The organism is Candidatus Phyllobacterium onerii (assembly GCF_028331445.1).
In the GTDB taxonomy this organism is placed as follows: domain Bacteria; phylum Pseudomonadota; class Alphaproteobacteria; order Rhizobiales; family Rhizobiaceae; genus Phyllobacterium; species Phyllobacterium onerii.
Genome location: NZ_JAQMHX010000004.1, coordinates 85,849 through 110,728, shown reverse-complemented (window position 1 = coordinate 110,728; position 24,880 = coordinate 85,849). Strand labels below are relative to the sequence as shown.

The window sequence follows — 24,880 nt, the reverse complement described above, 5'->3', positions numbered from 1 at the left end:
TTCCCTTGTTCTCACACGATCTCTCACCGTGTTGAGTAATTTTGTTAAGTAATACCCTTTTTACTGAACATTTCAAGCATGAATCGTTGCTGCACCGCACACCTTGGCGTTGGATTGGGCTGCACTTACGTAGCCTTTCCCAAGAGCGACCAAAGCTTGTCGACCTCCTGCGCAAGGGCGCGGATGAGATAAGGACTTCCTTGTTGAGCCGCTTCGCCAAATGAAAGACGGTGTTGACAGCACTGCGACGGAAAGCATGCGCGAGCCCTATGGGTTGCCTGTGCGGCTGGCAGTCCATCATCCCAAGATCAACGTTATCCGCGGAAATAAAACGGATAATCCGACTTTTCCCAAGGTATTTGGACCACAACCTTTGAACGAATCAGTACGATGCCCTACGCTTTTTTGATGTACATGAAGGCGGCAGGGCTGATCTTAATTTCTTTGCTAGCGGGCTGCGCCGCCGGTGGTGCGCCGCAGATATTGGTATCGACCCGTACCGTCGACACCAGTCAGGCTTTTGCGCTGCCACCCCCCGGCGGGCCGTCGATCGTCAGCGTCATCGAGCGGCCGTATAACAATGCCGTCCAGCAGGAGATCCTGCTCGCCACCTCCGCACGTACGCCTGGCCAGAACGTGTTGCGCGTACAGTTTTTTGGACCTGTCAAAGCCAATTTGTCCGGAGGCGATAAATTGCGTGACTCACAACTAGGCGTCACGGACATTTCGCGCGAACTACGCGGTACTCTTCCCGGAATAGCCATGCATCGTTCGCCGAACTATGTACAAAATCGCTACGGTCCGTTTGGCTTCGCATCGGGACGGTCGCGCTCAGGCGATACATGCGTTTACGCGTGGCAGCGCATTCGCCCGGGGGAAAGCCAGACCCGCTGGTTGACCGGTCGGGGATCCATCCAGGTTCGATTGCGGCTGTGCGATTCAAACCTGAGCGAGCAGCAATTGCTGGCGTTCATGTACGGGTACAGCGTCAACGCAGCATTTAACGACTATAGCTGGAATCCGTACGGCGACGCCCCGGGCCCTGCCGAAAATCTCGGTAAATCCGGTGAAGACATCTATACGTCCGGTCCGAAGGCACCACCCGCCGAAGCGTTAATGCCGCCTCCCGCCCAGCCGCTGCGGGCGCAGCCGCGGCAGCAGATCCAGCGCAGGGTCGACACCCAAGCTGCACCTGCAGTTCCTGTGAGCGTGAGGCCTGCACCCATCGGGCCACTCGTTCCACCTCCGCCCGGCATGCAGGGCACGAGTACAAGCCAGCCGATCGGTACCGCTCCGGTAGTGCCGGGAGCGGGCACTCGGCCAGCAAATACGAATAGCAATATTTACGTTCCACCGCCTCCGGCAACCGGCCAGCAGTAAACCAGAAACTTTTGGAGCGTTACAATCATCAGGGGGAAGCATACACAAAGCGATTACAACCTCACACAATCGGGAAATGATATGAACGCCTCAACTGCCAATCATCATATCCAAGTGGTGATTCATGCGTAGACTAGGCATCATCATGACATGGATGTTCATGTCGATCTGCGTGCTGCTGCTCGTCACTTTACCGGTGAACCTGCAGACGCAGCTGATCGCGGGTGCAACGGTGCTGGCGATCATGATGGTGCTCAAGACACTGAATGCAGGCGGTATCTGGCGATTGATCGCGCTGGCCTTCGGGACGGCTATCGTCATGCGCTATGTCTACTGGCGCACGACGAGTACTCTTCCCCCGATCAACCAGCTGGAAAACTTCATCCCGGGTTTCCTGCTGTATCTGGCGGAAATGTACAGCGTGATGATGCTGGCGCTTAGTCTGTTTGTGGTGGCTATGCCTCTGCCGCACCGGCCCGGCCGGCCAACCGTCAAGGGTAAACTGCCGAGCGTCGACGTCTTTATTCCGACCTATAACGAGGACATCGAACTCTTGGCCAATACCATGGCGGCGGCAAAGGCCATGGACTATCCTGCCGACAGGATGAAGGTCTGGATTCTTGATGATGGCGGGACCGTACAAAAGCGCAATGCCGAAAAAATCGTTGAAGCCCATAGCGCGGAGAAGCGGTTCACCGACCTTAAAGCTCTCTGCGAAGCGCTTGATGTCCACTACCTGACCCGTGAAAAAAATGCGCATGCGAAAGCCGGCAATCTCAACAACGGTCTGGAACATTCGACTGGCGAGCTGATTGCGGTCTTCGACGCCGACCACGCGCCTGCGCGCGATTTCCTATTGGAAACAGTTGGCTATTTCAATGAGGACGAGAAGCTGTTCCTTGTCCAGACACCGCATTTCTTTCTCAATCCCGACCCGCTCGAACGCAATCTGCGGACATTTGAACAGATGCCGTCCGAAAATGAAATGTTCTATGGCATCATCCAACGCGGCCTTGATAAATGGAACGCCGCGTTCTTCTGTGGATCAGCGGCGGTCTTGCGCCGTGAGGCTTTGAACGTGACCGGCGGTTTCAGTGGCGTCAGTATCACCGAGGATTGCGAGACGGCGATCGCACTGCATTCACGCGGCTGGAACAGCGTCTATCTCGACAAGCCGCTTATTGCAGGGCTACAGCCTGCGACCTTTGCGAGTTTCATCGGCCAGAGAAGCCGCTGGGCACAAGGCATGATGCAAATTCTGCGCTTCCGTTTTCCGCTTTTCAATGGCGGTCTCTCCTTGCCGCAACGTCTGTGTTATCTGTCCTCGACGCTGTTCTGGCTGTTCCCCTTTCCCCGCGCCATATTTCTCGTTGCTCCCCTGTTCTATCTTTTCTTCGGCCTCGAAATCTTCACCGCATCCGGCGGCGAGTTCCTTGCCTATACGCTCATTTACATGATCGTGAACCTGATGATGCAGAATTATCTCTACGGCGCATTCCGCTGGCCGTGGATTTCGGAACTCTACGAATACGTACAAACAATCCATCTTTTGCCCGCCGTCATCTCGGTGATGCTGAATCCGCGCAAACCCACTTTCAAGGTGACTGCAAAGGATGAGCGGATCGACCGCAGCCGCCTGTCGGAGCTGGCCGCACCTTTCTTCGTCATTTTTTTCGTGCTGCTCATCGGTGTCGGCGTGACCATCTATCGTATTTATACGGAGCCGTATAAGGCCGATGTCACGTTGGTTGTTGGCGCCTGGAACCTGCTCAACCTGATCTTTGCTGGTTGTGCCCTTGGCGTGGTCTCCGAACGAGGAGATAAACGGCCCTCCCGCCGCGTCAAAGTTTCGAGGCGTTGCGAATTCCGGTTTGGCGACAAATGGGTTCCGGGAACGATAGACGACGTTTCCGTCAATGGCATACGCGTCCAGCTTTTGGGAAATCTCACCGATCAGCTGTCCATCGATATGGCATCGGACGTTCGCTTCAAGACATCGGCGACTGGCGAAATGGGCGATCTTCCCATCCAGGTACGAAACATCCGAAAACAGGCTGGTGAGACTGCGGTTGGGTGCCTGTTCATGCCTGATGATCCCACGGACCATACGCTGATAGCAGATCTAATCTTTGCAAACTCTTCGCAGTGGACGAAATTCCAGCTCGACAGGCGCGGCAATCCAGGCCTGATCAAGGGAACCATCTGGTTCTTCGGCGTAGCCATGTTCCAGACCTATCGTGGCTTCTCCTATCTTGCTCGGCAGATCACCGGAAGGGACAAGGCGGGATGGGAGCGCACGTGATGAAACGGCTGTTCACCGCCTGCCTATTGACAGTTCTTGCTACGCTGCCCTTGCAGGCTCAGGTCTCGCCGTTCGACATGTCACCTGAAAAACCGGCGGAGGAACCAGCCCCACCACCGGGACAGCCGACTGTGCCCGCAACGCCCGATCTTGTTCCCGTATTGCCCGCCCCAAAGGTAGAAACCCCGGCTGTCCGCTATATCATCCCGCAAGACAGCTTGTCCTTCAGTGGAGAGACCGGCGAGAAAACCTGGGCCGTCTTCATTACCGAGGATCAGGCGGCGTCTGCAGCAACGTTGTCATTGACTTACCAGAACAGCCTTATTGTCGCGCCGGAATGGTCGACACTGACGTTGGCAATCAACAATGCCCAGATCGTCAACGAACCTGTGCAATCTTCGGAAAACCGGAAGACGCTGACGGTCGATGTCCCGGCAGGAGTATTGAAGGCAGGTCTCAACGTCTTCAAGATGAGCACCAGCCTACGTCACCGTACGGACTGCACCGTGCAGTCGACCTATGAATTGTGGACGGAAGTCGATCCGTCCAAGACCTTTTTGTCATTTACGGGAGATAGTGCCCGCAGATTCAGGAAGATCGATGATATAAGGGCCATTGGCGTCGATGCCGCAGGTCGCACGACCTTTAATCTCGTCGTGCCCGCCATCAATCGTATGGCGGCGACAGCGCCAATGCTGCACCTTGCTGAAGCACTGGCAGTCCTTGCCAATATGCCCAATCTGGCAGTTACGATCTCTCCGGCAATGCCGAAAGAGCAATTGCCCGGCTCCCTCACGATCTTGGTTGGCACCGATGATGAACTGCAAGGCTTGCCGGAAGCCTTGCTTGCGAACACCCCTGGAGCACCCCTTGCCGCTTTCGTCGATGATCCGGCCACAGGAGGTTCTGTGCTGCGTGTGCGCGGGCCAGATTGGCAGACCGTAACGAATGCTGTCGCCAGCATAGTCGATCCGTTGAAGCGCGAAATCGGTGTGCCGCGCTCGTTCCTGTCAACGCAGACATGGCGCTCCCCTGATGTCCCGTTGTTCACGGCTGCATCCCGGGCGAAGTTCCGTGATCTCGGTGTGCCAACACGCAATTTCAATGGGCGGCGTTTACGTACGGAGTTTGCAATCGGCGTACCATCGGACTTTTACGCCAACGAATATGGCAAAGCCACAATTCTGCTGGATGCAGCTTACTCCGAAGACGTTCTGCCGGGGAGCCAGATCAATATCTACGTCAATGACAATATCGCTGCGACGCTTCCCATAACCACGAGAGGCGGCGAGATCCTTCGGCATTTTCCTATCGGTTTCACCATGCGGCATTTCCGTCCCGGCGTTAATCTGATCACGATGGAAGCCGTACTGAACACGCGTTCTGACACGGTGTGTGCGCCAGGAACGGGCGCAACCTCCCCTACGCGTTTCGCCTTGTTCGACACGTCAGAATTCGTGATGCCTGACTTCGCCAGGATCGGCACCATACCTAATCTGGCAGGCCTGAGTGGGACGAGCTTTCCCTATGGCCGCTCGGACAAACCGCTGCCGGTGATTATCAACAATGGAGGCGAAAAGAGTTACTCCGCCGCGGCTACCCTGCTCGCACGCATGTCCGTCGCAGCCGGAAGGCCGCTTGAGGTCGACCCTCGCGCTACGGCGAACTCCACCGTCAATTCAAACGCCCTGTTTATGGGCGCAATTCCCCAGATTGAGTCGACGGTGCTGACCCAGACCGGCATTGCCGAAAACATCCGTACAGTCTGGAGCGACGTGCGCGGCGTCGAACCGGCGGCCGATACAGGTCCCACGCAGGTCGAATTCGATCAGTGGCGAGAGCGGCTCGCCGGACGCGGCTGGCGCGGCCAGATCTCTTCGTTCGATGACTGGCTCAACCGTACCTTCAACATCTCGCTGAATTCATTCTCTTTTTATGCTGGACGCGACGAGGCCTATGCACCGGAACCTGCCGCTTCGCTATTGATCGCGCAGAGGGCCAATCCTGCCGGTGATGGCGTGTGGACCCTGGTAACCGCGCCTACGGACGACAGCCTTCTGGACAGCGTTCGCGCAATGACACAGCAGGATCGCTGGTCCAAACTCGACGGCCATATCTCCATCTATAAAGGCGGCACCGACGAGATCCAGGAAGTGCCGGTCGGTGAATTTACTTTCGTGCCAACGCAGCCCCTGTCCTTTTCCAATATGCGCCTGATCATCGCGAACTGGCTTTCCGGCAACATTCTCTCGTTTTCGCTGCTGCTCATCGTCTTTTCGACTTTGCTTGGCGTCGCCACCTCCGGCCTCCTTTCCAATTTGGGGAGGCGCGTATGAAGCTGTACAGTCTTGCCTTGGCAGTTCTTCTGGCTCTTGTTTGGAGCAACACTTCCATGGCGCAAACATCGGCAAAGGCTCACGTAAAGCCGGATGACTGGCGGGCCTACAAGTCGCGTTTCATCGACACGAGCGGCCGTGTCATCGACGACGCCAACGGTAAAATCAGCCACAGTGAAGGCCAGGGCTATGGATTGCTCCTTGCGTACCTTGCCAACAGCAAGGCAGATTTCGACCTCATCTGGTCGTTCACGCGCACAGAGTTCTTGCTGCGTGACGATGGCCTTGCCGTATGGAAATGGGACCCCAACAGCAAGCCGCATGTGACCGACAGCAACAACGCCTCCGACGGCGACATTCTAATCGCTTACGCGCTTGTTCTGGCGGGATCGGGGTGGGACCGCAAAGATTTTACGGCAACTGCGAAAACCATGGTCCGGGCCATTGGCAAAACCAACGTGATCGAGGCGCAGAAACAACTCCTGCTGCTTCCCGGTGTGACCGGCTTTTCCGCGACCGAGCGCGAGGACGGTCCGGTTATCAACCTCTCCTACTGGATTTTTGAAGCCTTCCCGAAATTTGCAGCCCTCGACCAAGCGACTGATTGGAACAGGCTTGGTAAGGATGGCTTGTCATTGATCGATGTCGCGCGCGCGGGTCCACGCTCTTTGCCTGCTGACTGGATCTCAGCAAGAACGGTTTTCAAGCCAGCCAAGGGATTCCCGCCTGAATTCGGCTACAACGCCTTGCGTATCCCGCTCTATATGATGCGTGCCGGTGTCACCGATCGCGCACAGCTCGAACCGCTGCGTCATGGCATGTCGCCTGACGGTACAAACGTCGCGATTGTCGATATTCCGAGCGGAACTGCGACAGAGACCCTGACCGATCCCGGTTACACAATTATTCCCGCGCTGGTCGATTGCGTACTCGACAAGAAGAAGCTTCCCGAAAGCGTAACGTCCTTCCGGCCAACTCTTTATTATCCATCGACACTCCATTTGTTGTCGCTATCCTTTGTCTACGGCCAACATCCGGAATGCCTATGAAGAAGTCGACGCTGCTAATCCTTCCCACTATCGCCGCCTTCGCCGGACTGGTTGCGGTTCAGTTGGACTATGTTCCAGCTCTCGCAACCACGAACGGCTCAGTCCGTTTGGCAATGCTTGAGAGCAGCGATCCGCCGCCAGACGCGCAAGCCGACGATAGCTATATCGTAGCTCAGTCCGGGCGGGCACCGAAAACGCAAGCCCCCAAGCCGGCTGCACCAGCGCCCGATGCAGCGACTGCGCCCAAGGTGGATGAAACGGCGCTTCGCTATTTCGCCCGTCAAGGAGACAAGCGCAGGCTCGAAGCGGAGATCGCTCGTTTGCGCGCGCTTTACCCTGGCTGGACGCCGCCGGCCGATCCGACTTCTGTGATGCCGCAGGCAGACACGGCGCTCGATGCGATGTGGAAGCTTTACGCAGCTGGCAAACTCCCGGAACTGCGCAAAGCCATTCAGGAACGACAGACCTCCGAGCCGGGCTGGAAGCCTCCGGTGGATATGTTGCAGCTGGTGGAACTTGCAGAATCACGCGAGCAATTGATCAACGCATCAGACCTCAAGCAGTATGATACCGTCATCCGCATCGGTTCGTCCCACAACAGTCTTTTGACTTGCAGCGATGTCGATGTGCTCTGGCGGGTTGCCGAAGCATTTGCCAAGACTGACCGCGTGGCGCGAGCGAAAGACGCGTATGGTTATGTTCTTGACAATTGCACCAAGCCCGAAGAACGGCTGGCGACAGTTCAAAAGGCGCTGCCGCTATTGAGCCGGGCCGATCTCGACGCCTTACTTGCAAGAGAAAAGACAAATACGGACGGCAGCAAGGAATTCGATTCCATTCGCAATGACCTTGCACGAAAAGCAGTTGCCGATGCGGGCGCAGACCCAAAGTTGATGGTACCGCCAGCCGATGTAAGCCGTGTCGAGAAACTGGCAAACGATATTGTCGAGCCTTCCGATCCGTTGATCCTTGGTTGGTACTACCTGCGTCGCAACGACCCGGTGTCCGCGGAAAAATGGTTCAGGCTTTCCCATGACCGCGAAAATGCGGCCTCGTCTTCGCAGGGCCTCGCGCTTGCGATGATCGCGCAGTCCCGGCCTGCAGAAGCCGAGGCAACCATCTATGAATGGCGCGACAGTTCAGACGGTGCGAAAGCCGTTTATATGGCTGCCGTTGCAAATCTTCTGGCACAAGACCCACCTGTCGAGATTGCTCCGGCGATACTGCAACGTATGGTTCCGGAGGTCATGAAAGCCAAGGACGCCAATGCGGCACAACAGCTCGGCTGGTATGCCTATCTTCTCAACCAGTTCGAAACGGCCTCCGGATGGTTTTCAACAGCGTTGCTATGGAAACCCGACGATGAGCCATCGTCCTATGGTCTGGTTCTAACCCACGAGCAGCTTGGCGACACGGCGGGGGTCGCCGATATCCAGCGGCGCTGGGCAGGCAAGTCCGACCGGATCGCGCGGCTCGGCGAATTGCGCAACACGCGTCAACGCGGTCTCGTTCCGTCACCGGAGCGGTTTGGCACCGATACCTCGACGGCAAACCAAACGGTGACACAACCAACGACTAACCCGGGAGCTCCGGCGACAGCGCTTCCCCAAGACAGTTCAGTTGTCGAAGCCAATCCGCTCAGTACGACTCTTGCCCCTACGCTCGCGGACCGGGTCGCCGAGACCATCGCGCGGACCAGGGCTATCCAGTCGCAAAATCAAACCGAACCAGTACGATCGGCCCCAGAACCGCGACGTACACGTCCCCCTCAGCAGACGATGGTCAATACCGGCCAGCGCGCCTCCCGGGGGTGCACGACAACGATCGATCCGCAAACACTCTCGCCCGACGGTGCGTTGACACGTGGTTGGTGCCTGATGGACATGAACCGTCCGCTTGAAGCAGCGGCAGCATTCGAACGAGGTTTGCTCAGCCGATCGGAAGCGGCCAAAAGCGACGCCGCCTACGGCCAGAGCCTCGCTTATCTACGCGCTGGACTTGCCGACAAGGCTGCTGTCGCGGCGTCCAAAGCGCGTCAGAAACAGTCACGTCAGATCGAACTCGACACCGCATTGCTGGCATCCCGCGCCACGGATTCTTTTACCGCCGGCCGCTACAACGAAGCCCTGCTTGCGCTTGACCAACGGGCGCGCATAGCACCGGAGCGCAACGACCTCATGGTCTTGCGCGGTTATGCCTACATGAACTTGAACCGCTTGGCCGATGCACAACGAGTGTTCAAAGCTGTGGCGGCTACAGGAAGCAAGGACGGCTTGCGCGGCATGGCAACGATCAGGGCAATACGGAACAAGGAGTACTGAGGGCATCCGAATGCTCGGTTATTTTGACCTGCTGTTGTCGCTGGGCTTTATTGTACCGAACCGTTGTACGGTATTGTAGCGTAGATTCCTGATTTCAACGATGCCACCTTCTAGAACGGTGTAGATGACTTCGCCGTTCTTCGTTGTAGCGGTTTCACCGGGCTTTCCCTCCCCTCTTATGATCTTGTTGATCGTTGCAAGCTGCGATGCACTGTCCTCTTCGGCAAATGCAAACGGAGAATGCAAACCGATGGTTAAGACCAAAGGAAGAAGTGCCATTATTGGTCTGTTCATCATCATTCCTTGAGCAGAGTTATCGGAAAACAAAGCGTACCAATCTAACTCATTTCAAAATATACGCTTGCTCGATCATGAAAAAATACAACTAACCCAAGCCATCCCAGCCCGAGTGAAGAGCTTTCGCTAAATTCCTGGGAAGAGTCCTTGAGGGCAAAACCCTCTTTCACACTGGTGTTTTCAAACCACTCCCTCGTCGTTGGATCGAAACTGGCTGGTATTGGACTTGGTACCATGAGCGCCTCCTTCATCTGCCTTCGCGTTCACGTGATAGAAATACGTTCAGCTGCTGCAGGACGAGATCCGGGGCTTCAAGCTGAGGTAAGTGGCCGACGCCATGCAAGGTTTCAAACGAGGCCTGCGGGATCAGTGCATGAAGCGCTTTGCCTCGCTCCAACGGTATCCATGGATCGTCCTCCCCCCAGATGATCTTTACCGGACACCGAATATCTCTGAACATCGGCTCGACGTCGGCGGTGTATTTTTCGTCGGCTTGCGCGAATTGCCGATAGAAGCTTCCTCGCCCCTCTTCGGAAAGCCACGGCTCGACAAGTTTCTCGAAATCACCGGCATCGACGCTATTGACTATCGCCCCTTGGATGTAAGCCCGCACGATCGCCTGATGGATGTGCTGCGGTATCCCCAGAAATGCATCCACATGGCGACCAACATGAGCGAAGAACTCCGATCCCCAAGGACGCATCGCGACAACGTTCATGAGAACATACTTGTCGAAGTCGCAATCATGCAGCAGGTGCGCTCGCAGCGTCGTCGCTCCGCCCATGTCATGGGCAACGACGATCGGCTCCTTAAGGTCCCAATATCCAAGCATCTCGGCAAAGACCTGTCCTTGCACGTCCAGCGAAGTGCGGTGCTCCGCGTCTTTGTCGGATCTTCCGTATCCTGGCATATCGTACCAATGAACGTGGTATCTCTTTGCAAGATCCGGAATTATCCGATGCCATGAGAACGAAGACCACGGCCAGCCATGGGCGAGTACGAGTGCGGGCCCGTTACCAAGTCGACCCGCCGCTACGGTGCCAGCAGATGTTTCGACGATTTCATCGAGTTTCCACAACATCAAATATTCTCCTTATGTTCGAGAAGACATCGTCGTGCGGATTGCCGCAGACTGTATCTTTCAAGGAGCGTATCGGCGATACTTTCTATCGTTCATCTACCAAATCGTTCTGGCGTGAAGCGTGCCGTCACCGGGTCCGTGTTGCCGCTGATGACACCGGCGACTAATCTGCTCGTGATGGCGGCCAAGGTGAGTCCGAGATGGCCGTGCCCAAAGGCATAGACCACATTCTCGCTATTGCGGCTCCGTCCAATGACCGGCCGCGAATCCGGCAGAGACGGCCTGAAACCCAGCCACTTCGATGAAGCCTTGTCCAATTCCGGGAAATACTGCCGGACTCCGCGGTCCAGAAGTTCAAACCGCGATTGATTGGGGCCAGCTGAGGTTCCGCCAAGTTCCACGGTGCCGGCAACCCGAAGCCTGCCGGCCATCGGCGTCATGTAAAATCCGAGATGGGTTGGACAAACAGGACGCTGGAGCAGCGGACTTTCCGTTGCATATTCGAGATGATAACCCCGTTCGGTTTCAAGCGGAATCCTGTCCCCCGCCTGCAAAGCGAGTTCCCTGGAAAAAGCGCCAGCCGCGATCACTACGGTTTCGGCTGTCAGATCAAGATCGGGCCCGCTGAGATGGGTCCGATCGCCAGTGATTTTGAGTTTAACCACTCGCGATCTATGAACGCCCACGCCTTTGGCGTTTCCTGCTGCGGCCAGCCGACGCATCAACGCGCTCGGATCCGTGACATGTATGGAGTCGGGGAAAAAGACGCCGGAGCCCTCGAACCGCGGAAGCGTCGGCTCCATCGCAGCCACTTCCTCCGCACTGAGTGTTTCCTGACGCATCCCGAGCTCGCACCGAATCGAATGAGCCCACGACCCGCGGGAGCGGTTGCTCGTGTTTTGCTGCACATAAAGACAGCCGTTCCTGCGCATGAGTTTTTCGGCTCCGGCTTCCACCGTCATCTCTTCCCAAGCCGGCAGAGCTTCGACCAGCAAGTCTGCCAGAGCAGCAGCATTTGCGCGAGCAGCCGCAGGCAGGGATTGACGTACAAACCGCACCAGCCAAGGTGCAATCTGGTGGAGTGCAGCCCAACGCAACGAAAACGGGCTGTTGGCATCGAACAATAGTCGCGGCAGATTTTTGAGAACATCCGGGTTGCCCACTGGCACGCAAGCGTAGTCTGCAAATGTTCCGGCATTTCCGAACGACGCCCCTGAGCCTGGCTCATTCGGGTCGATCATGAGGACCTCGCGCCCCTCTGAAGCCAGTCGCAATGCTATCGTTAGACCGATCACGCCAGCGCCAACAATTGCGATTTCGACGCTCTTTGACTCGCTCACTTGATTCTCCTAGACGAAGCCCGGAATCTGCAGATGACCCGCTTCCAACAATTCGCGCATTGTCTTCAGAGCACGCCGGAGGTCGTCCCGGGAGCGAGCCGCACCGACATTGATGCGTACGCCGTGCTGCACGGGTTCACGTCCGATTGCGAAAGCATCGCCGGGCAAAACACCAACGCCTCGCTGCAGGCACGTGCGGGCAAAGCTGGCGCCGCGCCAGGGTTCGGGCAAGTGTAACCAAGCGTGGGTTGAGGTCACATCGGTCTGAAGATCGAAGTCTCCAAGCATTTCGGTGAGAATGTGTTGCCGTTGTGAAAGCTCCGCTTTCTGGGCGTCGATCACCTCAACCGCGGTACCCTCTTCAAGCAGAATGGTTGCGATCAGCGCCGCCATCGGATTGACGCTCCAGCAGTTGATCCGGAGCGCAGCCGCCACCTGCCCCATCATGAATCGCGGCCCAATGACAAAGCCAAACCTCAATCCCGGTGCCACACACTTGGAAAATCCGCCGATATAAACAGTTAGTTCCGGTTCGAGACTAGCGAACGACGGTGGGGACTCGTTAAGCAGCGGACGGTAGACATCATCTTCGATGATCAGCACATTGTGTCGCCGCGCTATTTCAACAATTTCTCTGCGTCGTGCTTCCGAGAGTGTAATCGTTGTCGGATTATGCAGGCTGGGTACCAAGAAAACCGCTCTCGGTCGCCATTGTACGCAGGCGGCGTCGAAGGCGTCGGGCCTGAGCCCACCCTTGTCCATCGCGAGGCCCCGCAGGTCGAGACCGTGCGAGCGACAGAGGGCATTGATGCCCTGATATGTCACTTCATCGGCTAGAATGACGTCGCTTTTCTGGGTCACGGCACTAAGGACGCAGTCGAGAGCATGCTGGGCACCGATTGTCAGTACAACCCTCCCCGGATCGCCGTCACCCGCAACTGACTTCAGCCAATCCGCCACTGCCGTTCGTGCCCAGAGCGGCCCCTCGGCAGGATGGTAGTCCTGAATTGAATCATAGTGGCGGTTCTTGGCAAGTCGTGGCAGAAGCGCTGTGAAAACGTCGAGATAAGCATTGGTAGCGGGGCGGTTGATCGAAAGGTCGACGATACCCGCCTCTTCGCTTGGAGCAGAAACGAAGCCAGCCCCTGCGTCATTCTTCTGATCCGCGACAAGCATGCCCCTGCCTGGCCGCGCATCGATGAGCCCGCGCTCCTGAAGCGTGGAGAAAGCCCGCGTTACGGTTGTTACATTGATTCCAAGGCTTTGGGCGATCTCGCGTTGGGGCGGCAGCCGTTCGCCGGCAGTGAGCAGACCGCTCGCGATCCGGTCGGCAATTGCGTCCGCAAGGCGACGGTAAACTGGGCCTTCGCCTCCGGAAAGCTGCAAATCTTGCATCATCAATATTGGAGCCATTCTGCACGTTAACATCCGACTTGTACCATACGATAAATGGCCGAACAATCGAATTCATGTGGGATAACTTTTCAATCAACATAATTTTTGTTGGAAATACCACACAATTAGAACTTGACATACCGATTGTATGGTTCATTATCCCACCAACGGCTGATTGTATGATCATATAAGTTCAACGATCCCCAAGGAGGAGCAGATGTGCCCAAAACGTTGGTTGCGTGAAGCAGCGTGGATGCAACTCCAACCGCGCGCGCCGCACATAGTAGCTGGTGACCCGGTCCAATGATGGTCGCGCATACGAATAGACAATTCGAAACGTTAGCTGCGAAAGGCGTCTCTCACGCCGAACCCGATCGCTTTGTCGAATTTGTTGACGTGGAGAAATCCTACGACGGCTGTTCGTTTGCTGTGACACGGCTCAACATGCATGTGGCAAAGGGCGAATTCCTTACATTGCTCGGGCCTTCAGGCTCCGGCAAAACGACCACGCTGAATATGCTGGCGGGCTTCGAGCGTCCAACCAATGGCAGCATCATGTTAGACGGGCAATCGGTCGACCGTCGACCACCCTATGAACGCAACATTGGCATGGTCTTCCAAAACTACGCGCTGTTTCCGCACATGACTGTCGAGGAGAACGTCGGGTTCCCGCTTTCTGTACGGAAATTTTCGAAAGCTGACGTAACCGCCCGCGTCCATAAGGCGCTGGATATGATCCAGCTGCGGAAGTTCGGCGACCGTCGGCCTGGGCAGCTCTCGGGTGGGCAGCAGCAGCGCGTCGCACTAGCTCGAGCGCTGGTGTTCGAGCCAAGCCTTGTTCTCATGGACGAGCCGCTTGGAGCGCTTGACAAGAAACTGCGCGAACACATGCAGCTTGAGATTAAGCAGCTTCATTCCATGTTGGGAGTGACCATCGTTTACGTGACCCACGATCAAAGCGAAGCACTGACCATGTCGGATCGCGTCGCTGTATTCAACAACGGCGGCATCGCCCAGATCGGCACGCCGGACAATTTGTACAAAAAGCCGGAGAGCCCTTTCGTCGCGAGTTTTATCGGCGAGAACAATACGCTCGAAGGCATTGTCGAACAGGTTTCAGGCCATGTTTGCCAGGTGGCCTTGAGGGGTGGCGGACTCCTCCGCGCAACTCCCATCGACATTGGAACTCAAGGAACCTCGTGCCAAGTCGCCATCCGCCCTGAATGCATTCGGATCGCTGCGGCTGCCGATGAGGAGAACGATTTCGAGGCAACTGTCGAAGGAAGAATCTATCTCGGTGATCATTTGCGGCTCCTTGCGCGGCTCGACAATGGTCAACTGCTGAGCGTGAAAGTGGGCCCTGAAACGATAACGACAGAAGCTCAACGAATTAGGCTCGGCTGGTCGCACACGGAATGCCGCGCATTTCCGGCGCAACAATAGGTACAAGACCACAACTAAGAACAAGAGAGGGACCCATGAAACGCAATTCTTTCCATTCCGTTGCCTTGGCGACAGTCGCCGTCTGCGCACTTTTCAGTCATTCCGCCATTGCCGAGGAATTATCGATCATGGCCAGCGGCGGTGCGTGGCAGGACGCGCAGCGTAAAGCCTGGTTCGAACCTTTCAGCAAGGAAACCGGCATCAAGATTGTCGAACAGGAATATCTTGGCGATCTAGGCAAGGTCAAAGCCATGGTCGACACGGGTAATGTGCCGATCGACCTTGTTACCGTCGAGACTGCTACGGTTCTGCAGGGTTGTGATGCAGGCATCCTCGAGCCCCTCGATTATTCAAAAATCGCCGACCAATCCAAATTCATCGAGGGCTCCGCTCTCAAATGCGGTGTCGGCCTTGATGCCTATGGCGACATCCTCGCCTATGATCCGAATGTCCTGAAGGAAGCGCCGACGTCGGTGCTCGACATCTTTGACACGACGAAGTTTCCCGGCAAGCGCGCAATGCGGAGATTCCCCGCGCAGAATCTCGAATGGGCGCTCATGGCCGACGGAGTGCCTGCAGATCAGGTTTACGAGGTCCTTGGCACCCCGGAAGGCGTTGATCGCGCGTTCAAGAAGCTGGATACAATCAAGAGCGATATTGTCTGGTGGGATGCCGGCGCACAACCGGCGCAATTGCTTGCCTCAAAAGAAGTGGTCATGACGACGGCGTGGAACGGCCGCATCCAGAATGCGATCGACACGGATTCAAAGCCGTTCAAAATCGTCTGGGACGGTCAGATCCTCGAATATGACATGATCAGCATTCCGAAAGGCGCGAAGAACCCGGAGCTCGCCTATAAATATCTCGCCTATATCAGCAAGCCCGAGAACAACGCCAAGCTCGCTAGTCATATCACCTATGGTCCGGTGCGTACCGACGCAACTGAGTTCGTGGCTGCCGATGCGCTGCCCAAATTGCCGAATGCTCCAGAGCACATGAATTCCTATCTCGTCGCCGATACCGAGTTTTGGGGCGACTATGGCGAGGATCTGGTCAAGCGCTTTAACGCCTGGCTAGCGCAATAGCCGTGTCCGCGGTCCAGCCCACCAACATGGATCAGGGGCAGTTCATTACCGCTCCCAACGCAGCCGACACCAGGTCTGTCGCGGCAGCGATCCGGAGATCCCAGGCACGCGAACGCCTGCGCTCGTTCGCGCTTGCCATGCCCCTCCTGACCCTGTTGCTCCTCAGTTTCGGCATTCCGATTGCCATTCTCCTGTCGCGGGCCGTTTACGACCCAACGATCGCCAATGCTTTACCACTTACCGGCGCTGCGATGCAGAGCTGGAGCGGCAACGGAATCCCCGAGGACAAAACCCTTGAAGCACTCGCCGCCGATCTCAAAGCCAGTCAGCAAAATGGAAATCTCTCCGAATTTGCGAAAGGTTTGAATGCACGGTTACCCGGGGCCCGCAGCCACATTCTCAAGACTGCCCGGGCGCTCGACAAGGAAGGAGTGGCTGACACTGTATCCGTCATCAAATCGATGCCGTTCTGGACCAGCCCTGGCACATGGGCAACGATAGTGAGAGGAAGACATGCCCTCACTTCATTCTATCTCTTGAGCGCGGTCGACCTTCGCTGGAATGCCGATGGAAGCATCGAACGCGTCCCTCCCGAGCAGGCTATATTCCTGCGCGTTTTCGCACGTACCTTCCTCATGGCGGCTACGGTCACACTTGCTACGCTCGTACTCGGCTTTCCTCTCGCCTACCTGATTTCCAGCGTGCCAAAGACACTTGGGGCGATACTCATTGTTGCCGTTCTACTACCGTTCTGGACGTCGATCCTTGTGCGGACCGCAGCGTGGACTGTGCTTTTGCAAAAATTCGGATTGGTCAATGATGTTCTCCTTTGGCTCGGCGTGACCGGCACCAGACTCGACCTGATGTACAGCCGGCTCGGGCTCGTCATTGCTATGACCCACATCCAGTTACCATTCACGCTACTGCCGATCTACAGCGTCATGCGCACCATCCAGCCGTCGCAGATGCGCGCAGCTTATTCCCTCGGCGGCAGGCCGCTGACATCGTTCCTGCGCGTCTATCTTCCGCAGGTGGTGCCGGGAATTATGGCGGGCTGTTTGCTGACGTTCATTCTTTGCCTCGGCTACTACATTACGCCAGCTCTTATCGGCGGCGCCGGCGACCAGCTGATCAGCAACTTCATTGCCAACTACGTCAATGTCGAACTGAATTGGGAAATGGCTGCTGCGCTCAGTTTTATCCTCCTCGTTTTCACCATGGGACTTTATGCGGTGTTTGCCCGCATGCTCGGTCTCGATCGCCTGAAGCCGGTGTGATCATGCTGTTGTCTCCCTATCCCACGATCGGTGAACGAATACGGGTTACATTATTGTGGCTCTGGGGCGCCCTCGTAATCGCCTTTCTGATGGTGCCGATTCTCATTCCTGTGCCGCTTTCGTTCAACAGCGGAACCTTCTTCGTGTTTCCGCTGGAGGGGCTTTCCACACGCTGGTACGAGGTGGTTCTCGGCACCGACCGCTGGCAGACGGCAATAGGAAACAGTCTGGTCATCGCCTTTGGCACCACCGCCCTCGCCACAGTCCTCGGGACACTAACAGCGATAGCGCTATCCAGCGACAGATTCCCGGCGCGGCGCATCATCATGCCGCTGGTGATCTCTCCCTTGATCGTGCCGGTGGTCATCACCGCTGTAGGGTCTTATCTGTTCTATGCACGGGTTGGTTTGGCGAGCACCTATCTGGGGATCATTCTGGCTCATACCGCCCTCGCCAGTCCCTTTGTGGTCGTGACGGTTGGTGCAAGTCTGACGGGATTTGATCGCAACCTTATGCGAGCGGCATCGATTGCCGGCGCCAAACCCGTCGTGGCATTCTACCGGGTAATGCTGCCCTTGATCCTGCCCGGCGTCCTGTCGGGAGCAGCTTTTGCTTTTGTCACATCGTTCGATGAAGTGGTCGTTGCCCAGTTTCTTGCCAGCGCCAATCAGCGAACGATGCCACTCGAGATGTTCATCGGCCTGCGGGAAAGGCTGAGCCCAGCGATCACTGCCGCCGCAACCTTGATGATGGTTCTTTCCATCCTCCTCCTTGTCGTCGCCAATCTTCTGGCAAGACGCGGTGCCAGGAAGGTAAAATCAGTCGCTTGAGATCCGTGTCTACGTGAACGTGACGTAGCACCAAATGTGAGCCGTCGGCGTGGCCATCAATGGTTTCCGGGTGAGGCCTTCGGTGGAAGCTGGTAGGCAAACATGATGATCAGCAGAGGTATCAAAGTTATCAACGCTATCATGGCCCATGCCTCATTGATGGATTGCACCATCGCCGCCCTTGCAACCATTGGGCTGAAAATGCTCTGAGCAATCGCATCGAATTTACCCGGCATATGCGCAACAACCTCGTTGGCAGGCATTCCAATAAATCTTTCCGTCCGCTGATCACCCGCCAGCAAACCGTTGGCTATTGCGATGCCGTGCGTTGTTGATCGCGTATAAATGACCGTGTCAATCAGCGCCAAACCTATCGCGCCGCCGAGATTGCGCATTAGATTGAACAAGCCACTGGCATCCGGAACCCTGTCATCTTGGAGACTACCCAGGGCAAGACGCGTCGGCGGGAGCAGACAAAACATTATTGCCAGACCGCGGATGACTTGTGGCCAGAACATCGCGGAAGCATCGGTTTGCGGTACTTGAAACGCACTGCAACCGAGGCCAATTGCGAACAACAGAAAGCCTATGGTTGACAGCAGTCTTGCTTCGACCCGTTGTTCCAGCATGACGGCAAAGGGCGCTATCATCAGCTGCGCAATGCCGGTCACAAGCATTATTTCGCCTATTTGCAGCGCGTTGTGGCCCCTGACGAAAGCCAGGAAAACGGGCATGAGATACACCGATCCGAACAGACCGAAGCCCAGAACAAAACTCAGAATGCAGCCAATGGTGAAATTTCGATCCTTGAAGTTATGCAGATCGACTATCGGAGTGAGCGACGTCCATGTTCGCCGGGTAAAGGCAGCCAGCATAACCATACTGAAAGCCGAAAGTGACAAAACGACGGGGCCTAGCCAGCCGCGTTGCGGCGCTTCTTTCAATGCGATCTCCAAGGCGGCAAGACCCATCGCCATCATTGCCAGCGATTGAAAATCAATCGAACGGAAATACTTGAGCTCCATTGGCGCGCGCGGAAGCAGTAAAGCTGCCAATGACGCCGCGACCAGGCCAGGGACGACATTGATCAAAAAGAGCCAGTGCCATGAGTATGTCTCCGTTATCCACCCCCCGATGATTGGTCCAACCGTCGGAGCCATGACTGCAACGACGCCAGCGACGGTTGTGGCGATGCTTTGGTGCCGCTGCGGGAACAACAAGAAAACCGCAGAGAAAACCAACGGGATCAAGGTCCCGCCCGAGAACCCCTGCAGGACGCGCCAGCACAAAAGGGCATTGAAACTATCGCTTTGTGCACATCCGACGGAAGCAGCGGTAAACAGCAAAGTGCCAGATACAAAAAGCCAACGCATACTAAGCAAGCGGGTCAAGAAACCCGTAAGCGGGATCGCAACGATTTCGGCGATCAAATAGGCAGTCTGAATCCAGCTCATCTGATCTGGGTTGATGCCTAAAGCACCCTGGATTGTTGGTAGCGACGTGGCGACGATCTGGACGTCGAGAATGCCCATGAACATCCCGATGCACATTGCGAAAAAGCCCAGCCAAGTCGAAAGACTTGGCAACCGCGCTTCGCCTGCATCAGGGCATTGCATCATGGCGCAACTCCGAAAGCGCGGAATTCTCTTCGCGAATCCTTACCGCCAGAACGAAGGCATTCAGCGCGGAGAATGCGACAGCATACCATACCAGCCCAAAGCACAAGGGCAGCACGGCGATCTCTCCGATCACGACGACATAATTCGGATGCGAAAGGAAACGGTAAGGGCCTGTTCTCACGAGAGGGCTTCCCGGCAGAATGATGATGCGCGTGGTCCAGCGCTTACCCAACGTCACAAGCACCCAGAACCGCAAGCCTTGGAGCAATATGAAAGCGGCAAGCCAAACCGGTTCAATCGGCTTGTCCCAGGCAAAAATCCACAACCCGACAAGCCAGGCAGCATGCAACGCCACGATGAACATGTAGTGACCCGGCGCGGCTTCATATGCTCCCTTCGCCAGCAGAGCTTTGGTGTTGCGTCTGGCGAGCGGGAGCTCGCCGAGACGCTCGATGGTGACGAAAGCGAGAAGCATCGAAGCCGCGATCATGCGGCTCTCTTGAGTGAAACACAACTGACGCTGAAGCCGGGGCCCATCGCTGTTAGCAACGTCCTGGGTGGCAAACCCGGCTCGACGACGCGGTCGAGAACGAACAATGCCGTAGGGGCCGACATATTTCCATATTTGGATAGCACGTCTCGTTCATGGTCCAAGCTCCCTTGACCAAGGGAAAGCGCAGTCTCCAGTGCAGTCACGACTTTGGCTCCGCCGGGATGACAGGCAAATCTATCGACATCTGCAAGTTCAAGATTCGCGCGTCCGAGGATTCCGGAAATAGCCGGGGCGATGCGCTCTTCGGCAAAAGGCGGAATATCGCGATCGAAAATGACGCCGAAACCCTGTCTGTCAACGCTCCAACCCATTATGTCCAGCGTGTTTGGCCAGGTGTGCTGGCCGGACATCTCGATGTCGGCTATTCCTTCGTCTGCAACCTTCAGGACGCATGCCGCCGCACCGTCCCCGAAAAGCGCGCTGGCAACGATATTGGCTTTTGTCAGTTGATCCAACCGGAACGCCAGTGTGCACAGTTCAACAGCGACTAACAGGACGACGGTTCCAGGTCTTGACTTCGCAAGTCGAGAGGCAATGGAGAACCCGGATACACCGCCCGCACAGCCCAGACCAAAGACGGGCACTCGTTCGATGTCATCGCGAAATCCCATTTGTAGGGCCACGCGGGCTTCCAGACTCGGAGTGGCGATACCCGTCGACGAAACTGTCACAACCGTATCGACATCTTTTCCCCTGATGCCTGCCTTCTCCAGGGCGGTATTGGCAGCCGAGACGAACAAACTGCACGCTCCCTCGATATAGGCGGCATTTCTTTCCGGCCACCCCAAAGGTTCCAGATACCATTCCAGTGGCTGGACAGCGTAGCGCGTGCGAATACCCGAACTCTCGAAGACTTTCGCCAAACGGTCAAAGTCTCGGAATCGGGCCGAAAAAGCCTTATGTGCCGCAGCGGCGGCATCACGTTGCTGAATAATGTGGGCGGGCACTGCTGTGCCAATTGATATCAGTTTCACGGATTGAGACATCGACACTCCTTGGTGACATTGCCTCTGCTGTCGACGTGGCACAAGTGCTGCCACGGGGATCCTGCAGGACACATCTCTTCGACAACACCTGAACTGGTATCAATATTCAGGGAATAATTATACCGCCGGGTCTCGATAAATACTGGCAGTAAAAGGTCGTGGCCACTGAAGAAGGCGCACCTGCAACCCTACGGCGGCGAAGGCTTCGACACGTTGGACATGTCCCAGGCACATGATCCCGCCGATATCGGTCCGGATTACTATCTTGATATAGAACATTTCATTGGAAGCCGTTTCGACGATTCAATCGGCGGCGGTTCTGCTTCGCACAATATCATCGAAGGCGTGTTCGGCTCTGATACCCTTCTTGTTTGACAATTCAGGCCACCTGTCGCCTCAAAACCCAAGAAGCGCCAACGACCGTTGATCCATATGACCGTCGCAGAATTGATCCAGAGCACGTTTGAAAACCGAAGGATCAGTCGATGCCAGTGAAAAGAGCGTCATCGACGAACAGAACTTCAGATCATCTGGAGATCCCAATATTTGATTGAGAGGCGTATCGATGTGGGTCAACAATGTTTCGGTACAGATCACCAACCGGTTGCCCAGAAGCCGATGACGCAGATAAGCCTGCGCTTCTTCAAGCGATGCCATGCCGTAAAACTGTGCCATGGAGGAGCGGCCAAGGTTCTTCAGCTGTGGAAAGACGAACCACATCCAATGACTGCGTTTTTGTCCTGACCTCAATTCCTCGAGCACTTGCTCGAAGACAGGTTCCTGCGCTTGGACAAATCTTCCCAGGTTAAATTCGGTTGCTTCTGTCATTACACTATGTGTCGCGACCTCCTGGTCGAGCTTTTCGGCGCGCCCGCTATTGCCACATGCCTCGCATACGCGCTCCGATGTCTACGCGCATCTTTGGCTGCTCCGTTTGTCCGGCCGCGGTAGACCGTGCCAGGGGCCATGAGACGCATTCGAAGTATTGCAGCAGCGTCGCCGGGATGAATCGCGTCCGAGAAGCATAAACATGCCGGTCACCCTGGGCATTCTGGCCATGGGTAAAGAAGCGCTGCGGCACAACAAGGTGGAGATTGTCCTTGGCGCGAGTCATGGCGACATAGAGCAATCGCCGTTCCTCTTCCAGTTCCGCCGTGGAACCGACACCGAGATCGGAAGGCATGCAGCCATCGACAACATTGAGCATATAAACGGATTTCCACTCCTGGCCCTTGGCCGAGTGGATAGTCGAGAGAATCAGATAATCCTCGTCAAGCAGCGGCACGCCGGACTGGTCGCTGGTCGCGTCCGGCGGATCAAGAGTCAATTCAGTGAGGAATCGCTCCCGCGATGGATAACCCGCCGCGATCTGTTGCAATTGCAAAAGATCAGCTTGCCGCATCGACGCGTCTTCGTGGATGCGTTCCAAATGCGGTTCGTACCAGAGCCGAGCCTGCTCGATCTCGGCCGGCCACACCGGTTTACCTGCACTGATCTGCTGTAACATTTCCACGAAGCCCACCCAGTCCTCGCCGGCGCGCGGCGGCACGGGGATGTCGGCGAGTGCTGCAATTGGATCCGCTCTTTCCGCCATTTGATCCAGCACACGTTGCGCAGACGAAGGCCCGACACCGGGCAAAAGTTGCATCAGCCGGAAACCCGCCACGCGGTCGCGCGGGTTCTGCGCAAAACGTAACACGGCAAGCATATCCTTTATATGGGCGCTATCGAGGAATTTGAGCCCGCCGAATTTGACAAAGGGTATGTTGCGGCGTGTCAACTCCACCTCCAGAGGCCCGCTGTGATGCGATGTTCGGAAAAGCACTGCCTGCTGTTTTAAAAGGGTTCCGGTTTCGCGGCTCTCCAACACACGTTCCACAATATAACGCGCCTGATCGGTCTCATCGCGAACGGTGACAAGTTGCGGCCGTTCAGCCGATTGCCGTTCCGTCCAGAGATTCTTGGTGAACCGTTCCGAGGCCAGGTCGATGACGCCGTTGGCGGCGGCAAGGATGGTCTGCGTAGAGCGGTAGTTTCTATCGAGCGTTATGATATCCGCGGACGGGTTGAACGCCTTGGGAAAGTCCAGGATGTTACGAACTGTCGCGGCGCGAAACGAGTAAATCGACTGTGCGTCGTCTCCAACCACGGTAAGGCCCCGTCCACTTGGCTTCAACGCCAAGAGGATCGAGGATTGCAGGCGGTTGGTGTCCTGGTATTCATCTACTAAAACATGGTCAAATCGGCCGCCCATATCGTCGGCGAGCATTGAGACACTGGCAGTTTGCGCCCAGTAAAGCAATAAATCGTCGTAATCCAGAATGTTCTGATTCTGCTTGGCCTCGACATAGGCGGCGAAAAGCTGGCGCAGTTGAGCATCCCAGTTAGCACACCAGGGAAAGGAGGTCTTCAGCACTTCGTCGAGCGGCTGTTCCGAATTGACGGTGCGGGAATAAATAGCGAGACAGGTGCCTTTGGTCGGAAATCTGCTTTCCTTTTTGGAAAAGCCCAGTTCATGCCGGACGATATTCATCAGATCGGCAGAATCCTCGCGGTCATGAATGGTAAAATCCGGGCTGAGGCCGATCCGATCCGCATATTCGCGCAAGAGACGGGCGCCAATGCCATGGAATGTACCCGCCCATTCCAGAGCGTCTACCATGATACCGGACTTCGCACCCAATACCTGACCGCATATGCGCTCGACGCGGCGGGACATCTCGGCGGCGGCCCGGCGTGAAAACGTCATCAGCAAAATCCGGCGTGGATCAGCTCCGTTTACGATCAGATGTGCAACGCGATGCGCAAGCGTATTGGTCTTGCCCGAACCGGCTCCGGCAATCACCAGTAGCGGGCCAGCCACCTGTCCTACGCCATATTCCACCGCCATGCGCTGCTCGGCATTCAGTTTTTCCAAATAGACAGCGCTCATATGGTCCCCAACAGGCAGCCTCGCGAATCAGCCGCGAACAGAGAGTGAACGTAACATCACGGAAATTGGTTGGGAAGGTCAAGCTTGAGTGCACGGTTATAGGGGGCTTTCAGCGAGATGAAACCATCGGCGTACCAACGCGTTCTGCTATTGCTGATCATTTCAGCGAAGGCTCATTTTGGAGTTCCAATACCCTGCGATCGAGCCACATCGCTCTGGCCACCGAAAGGATGATACCATGGTCGATGACTTCGACGAAGACGATGAAGATGTCTGGGCAGTTCACAATTCCCTCGGCTGGTACATCGGCATATTTGTTGCTGGCGTGATAGTGGCGGCACTCGTCGCGAATTTTGTTTAAAATACCTTGTATTAATAAACGAGTGCGCGAGAGCTTCGGCACAATACTTTTGGATACTGTCTAAGAAATAGTAGCAAACCGCGATTGATTGAAGCGACTGCCATATTCGTGCAGACTGACGTGGCTGATTGACCCCAGCAGGCCCGGTGCCCATCCCCCCAGCCCCGCCGGGCCTTTTTTCCATGAAAGTGCATATGATCCGAAATGGATTCAGACGACCAAGACCCACCAAAAGCCGAGTATGATCCGTATCTTACGCCGATGCGACCCTACGTGGTGCTTTTCGTCGTGGT

The 24,880-nt window shown here is 56.1% G+C and carries 20 protein-coding genes; 11 read left to right on the top strand and 9 right to left on the bottom strand.

Annotation, left to right across the window (positions count from 1 at the left end):
• The first annotated feature begins 390 nt into the window (after positions 1-390).
• The 5 genes from bcsN to PHA01_RS10865 all read left to right on the top strand — a co-directional run bounded on the left by bcsN (position 391) and on the right by PHA01_RS10865 (position 9,388).
• Positions 391-1,380, top strand: a complete 990-nt coding sequence (gene bcsN, locus PHA01_RS10885) for a cellulose biosynthesis protein BcsN (RefSeq protein WP_271895288.1) — start codon at positions 391-393, stop codon at positions 1,378-1,380.
• Between the two features lie 124 nt (positions 1,381-1,504).
• Positions 1,505-3,682: a UDP-forming cellulose synthase catalytic subunit gene (gene bcsA / locus PHA01_RS10880; protein ID WP_271895286.1), complete on the top strand. Its 2,178-nt coding sequence runs from the start codon at positions 1,505-1,507 to the stop codon at positions 3,680-3,682.
• Positions 3,682-6,018: a cellulose biosynthesis cyclic di-GMP-binding regulatory protein BcsB gene (locus PHA01_RS10875; protein ID WP_271895284.1), complete on the top strand. Its 2,337-nt coding sequence runs from the start codon at positions 3,682-3,684 to the stop codon at positions 6,016-6,018. Before bcsA ends, PHA01_RS10875 begins: the two co-directional genes overlap by 1 nt.
• Positions 6,015-7,067: a glycosyl hydrolase family 8 gene (locus tag PHA01_RS10870; RefSeq protein WP_271895282.1), complete on the top strand. Its 1,053-nt coding sequence runs from the start codon at positions 6,015-6,017 to the stop codon at positions 7,065-7,067. Before PHA01_RS10875 ends, PHA01_RS10870 begins: the two co-directional genes overlap by 4 nt.
• Positions 7,064-9,388 (top strand): tetratricopeptide repeat protein, encoded by a 2,325-nt coding sequence (locus tag PHA01_RS10865; RefSeq protein WP_271895280.1) that lies wholly within the window; start codon positions 7,064-7,066, stop codon positions 9,386-9,388. Before PHA01_RS10870 ends, PHA01_RS10865 begins: the two co-directional genes overlap by 4 nt.
• Positions 9,389-9,406: 18 nt before the next feature.
• Here the strand turns inward: PHA01_RS10865 and PHA01_RS10860 are convergent, their stop codons facing one another.
• From PHA01_RS10860 to PHA01_RS10845, 4 genes are all read right to left on the bottom strand, one after another.
• Entirely contained in the window at positions 9,407-9,667 is a 261-nt protein-coding gene (locus tag PHA01_RS10860; RefSeq protein ID WP_271895277.1) for a hypothetical protein, read from the bottom strand.
• Positions 9,668-9,932: 265 nt separating this feature from the next.
• Complete coding sequence (locus PHA01_RS10855) at positions 9,933-10,766, bottom strand: alpha/beta fold hydrolase (protein WP_271895275.1); 834 nt, start codon at positions 10,764-10,766, stop codon at positions 9,933-9,935.
• Positions 10,767-10,858: 92 nt separating this feature from the next.
• The gene (locus PHA01_RS10850) at positions 10,859-12,106 is read right to left on the bottom strand and encodes an NAD(P)/FAD-dependent oxidoreductase (RefSeq protein ID WP_271895273.1); all 1,248 of its coding nucleotides are present in this window, start codon (positions 12,104-12,106) and stop codon (positions 10,859-10,861) included.
• Positions 12,107-12,115: 9 nt separating this feature from the next.
• A complete protein-coding gene (locus PHA01_RS10845) occupies positions 12,116-13,504 on the bottom strand; it encodes an aminotransferase-like domain-containing protein (protein ID WP_271895271.1) in 1,389 nt (462 codons plus the stop codon).
• Between the two features lie 303 nt (positions 13,505-13,807).
• Between PHA01_RS10845 and PHA01_RS10840 the strand changes: the two genes are divergently transcribed.
• From PHA01_RS10840 to PHA01_RS10825, 4 genes are read left to right on the top strand one after another with little or no spacing between them, the layout of a single operon-like run.
• Entirely contained in the window at positions 13,808-14,944 is a 1,137-nt protein-coding gene (locus PHA01_RS10840; RefSeq protein ID WP_417020959.1) for an ABC transporter ATP-binding protein, read from the top strand.
• A gap of 35 nt (positions 14,945-14,979) precedes the next feature.
• Positions 14,980-16,029 (top strand): polyamine ABC transporter substrate-binding protein, encoded by a 1,050-nt coding sequence (locus PHA01_RS10835; RefSeq protein ID WP_271895267.1) that lies wholly within the window; start codon positions 14,980-14,982, stop codon positions 16,027-16,029.
• A gap of 2 nt (positions 16,030-16,031) precedes the next feature.
• A complete protein-coding gene (locus PHA01_RS10830) occupies positions 16,032-17,306 on the top strand; it encodes an ABC transporter permease (RefSeq protein WP_271895265.1) in 1,275 nt (424 codons plus the stop codon).
• A 2-nt stretch (positions 17,307-17,308) separates the two neighbouring features.
• Positions 17,309-18,136, top strand: coding sequence for an ABC transporter permease (locus tag PHA01_RS10825; RefSeq protein WP_271895262.1), 828 nt, complete (start codon positions 17,309-17,311; stop codon positions 18,134-18,136).
• A 56-nt stretch (positions 18,137-18,192) separates the two neighbouring features.
• On the opposite strand, the gene PHA01_RS10820 is transcribed toward PHA01_RS10825, so the two are convergent.
• The 3 genes from PHA01_RS10820 to PHA01_RS10810 are packed head-to-tail and all read right to left on the bottom strand — an operon-like array spanning position 18,193 to position 21,294.
• Positions 18,193-19,755, bottom strand: a complete 1,563-nt coding sequence (locus PHA01_RS10820) for a DHA2 family efflux MFS transporter permease subunit (protein ID WP_271895260.1) — start codon at positions 19,753-19,755, stop codon at positions 18,193-18,195.
• Positions 19,739-20,245 carry an isoprenylcysteine carboxyl methyltransferase family protein gene (locus PHA01_RS10815; protein ID WP_271895259.1) on the bottom strand — a complete coding sequence of 169 codons (507 nt, stop codon included), beginning with the start codon at positions 20,243-20,245 and terminating at the stop codon, positions 19,739-19,741. The genes PHA01_RS10820 and PHA01_RS10815 overlap by 17 nt, the downstream gene beginning before the upstream one ends.
• Positions 20,242-21,294 (bottom strand): type III polyketide synthase, encoded by a 1,053-nt coding sequence (locus PHA01_RS10810; RefSeq protein WP_271895258.1) that lies wholly within the window; start codon positions 21,292-21,294, stop codon positions 20,242-20,244. The genes PHA01_RS10815 and PHA01_RS10810 overlap by 4 nt, the downstream gene beginning before the upstream one ends.
• A gap of 219 nt (positions 21,295-21,513) precedes the next feature.
• On the opposite strand from PHA01_RS10810, the gene PHA01_RS10805 reads away from it, so the two are divergent.
• Entirely contained in the window at positions 21,514-21,669 is a 156-nt protein-coding gene (locus tag PHA01_RS10805; RefSeq protein ID WP_271895256.1) for a hypothetical protein, read from the top strand.
• 21 nt (positions 21,670-21,690) lie between these two features.
• On the opposite strand, the gene PHA01_RS10800 is transcribed toward PHA01_RS10805, so the two are convergent.
• Together PHA01_RS10800 and PHA01_RS10795 are read right to left on the bottom strand one after the other, a co-directional pair.
• Positions 21,691-22,122 carry a DUF1810 domain-containing protein gene (locus PHA01_RS10800; RefSeq protein ID WP_271895254.1) on the bottom strand — a complete coding sequence of 144 codons (432 nt, stop codon included), beginning with the start codon at positions 22,120-22,122 and terminating at the stop codon, positions 21,691-21,693.
• Positions 22,123-22,168: 46 nt separating this feature from the next.
• On the bottom strand, positions 22,169-24,226 hold the full coding sequence (locus PHA01_RS10795; protein WP_271895252.1) for an ATP-dependent helicase: 2,058 nt from the start codon (positions 24,224-24,226) through the stop codon (positions 22,169-22,171).
• A gap of 238 nt (positions 24,227-24,464) precedes the next feature.
• Here PHA01_RS10795 and PHA01_RS10790 point away from each other — a divergent pair, with 238 nt between their 5' ends.
• Positions 24,465-24,587 carry a hypothetical protein gene (locus PHA01_RS10790; protein ID WP_271895251.1) on the top strand — a complete coding sequence of 41 codons (123 nt, stop codon included), beginning with the start codon at positions 24,465-24,467 and terminating at the stop codon, positions 24,585-24,587.
• Positions 24,588-24,880: the final 293 nt, after the last annotated feature.

Bases quoted from the DNA above. Each gene is read 5' to 3' on its own strand.
- PHA01_RS10815 (WP_271895259.1), bottom strand. From the start codon at position 20,245: ATGATCGCGGCTTCGATGCTTCTCGCTTTCGTCACCATCGAGCGTCTC.
- PHA01_RS10795 (WP_271895252.1), bottom strand. From the start codon at position 24,226: ATGAGCGCTGTCTATTTGGAAAAACTGAATGCCGAGCAGCGCATGGCG.
- bcsN (WP_271895288.1), top strand. From the start codon at position 391: ATGCCCTACGCTTTTTTGATGTACATGAAGGCGGCAGGGCTGATCTTA.
- PHA01_RS10810 (WP_271895258.1), bottom strand. From the start codon at position 21,294: ATGTCTCAATCCGTGAAACTGATATCAATTGGCACAGCAGTGCCCGCC.
- bcsA (WP_271895286.1), top strand. From the start codon at position 1,505: ATGCGTAGACTAGGCATCATCATGACATGGATGTTCATGTCGATCTGC.
- PHA01_RS10825 (WP_271895262.1), top strand. From the start codon at position 17,309: ATGCTGTTGTCTCCCTATCCCACGATCGGTGAACGAATACGGGTTACA.
- PHA01_RS10875 (WP_271895284.1), top strand. From the start codon at position 3,682: ATGAAACGGCTGTTCACCGCCTGCCTATTGACAGTTCTTGCTACGCTG.
- PHA01_RS10820 (WP_271895260.1), bottom strand. From the start codon at position 19,755: ATGATGCAATGCCCTGATGCAGGCGAAGCGCGGTTGCCAAGTCTTTCG.
- PHA01_RS10845 (WP_271895271.1), bottom strand. From the start codon at position 13,504: ATGATGCAAGATTTGCAGCTTTCCGGAGGCGAAGGCCCAGTTTACCGT.
- PHA01_RS10865 (WP_271895280.1), top strand. From the start codon at position 7,064: ATGAAGAAGTCGACGCTGCTAATCCTTCCCACTATCGCCGCCTTCGCC.
- PHA01_RS10805 (WP_271895256.1), top strand. From the start codon at position 21,514: ATGTCCCAGGCACATGATCCCGCCGATATCGGTCCGGATTACTATCTT.
- PHA01_RS10855 (WP_271895275.1), bottom strand. From the start codon at position 10,766: ATGTTGTGGAAACTCGATGAAATCGTCGAAACATCTGCTGGCACCGTA.
- PHA01_RS10870 (WP_271895282.1), top strand. From the start codon at position 6,015: ATGAAGCTGTACAGTCTTGCCTTGGCAGTTCTTCTGGCTCTTGTTTGG.
- PHA01_RS10800 (WP_271895254.1), bottom strand. From the start codon at position 22,122: ATGACAGAAGCAACCGAATTTAACCTGGGAAGATTTGTCCAAGCGCAG.
- PHA01_RS10860 (WP_271895277.1), bottom strand. From the start codon at position 9,667: ATGGCACTTCTTCCTTTGGTCTTAACCATCGGTTTGCATTCTCCGTTT.
- PHA01_RS10835 (WP_271895267.1), top strand. From the start codon at position 14,980: ATGAAACGCAATTCTTTCCATTCCGTTGCCTTGGCGACAGTCGCCGTC.
- PHA01_RS10840 (WP_417020959.1), top strand. From the start codon at position 13,808: ATGGTCGCGCATACGAATAGACAATTCGAAACGTTAGCTGCGAAAGGC.
- PHA01_RS10790 (WP_271895251.1), top strand. From the start codon at position 24,465: ATGGTCGATGACTTCGACGAAGACGATGAAGATGTCTGGGCAGTTCAC.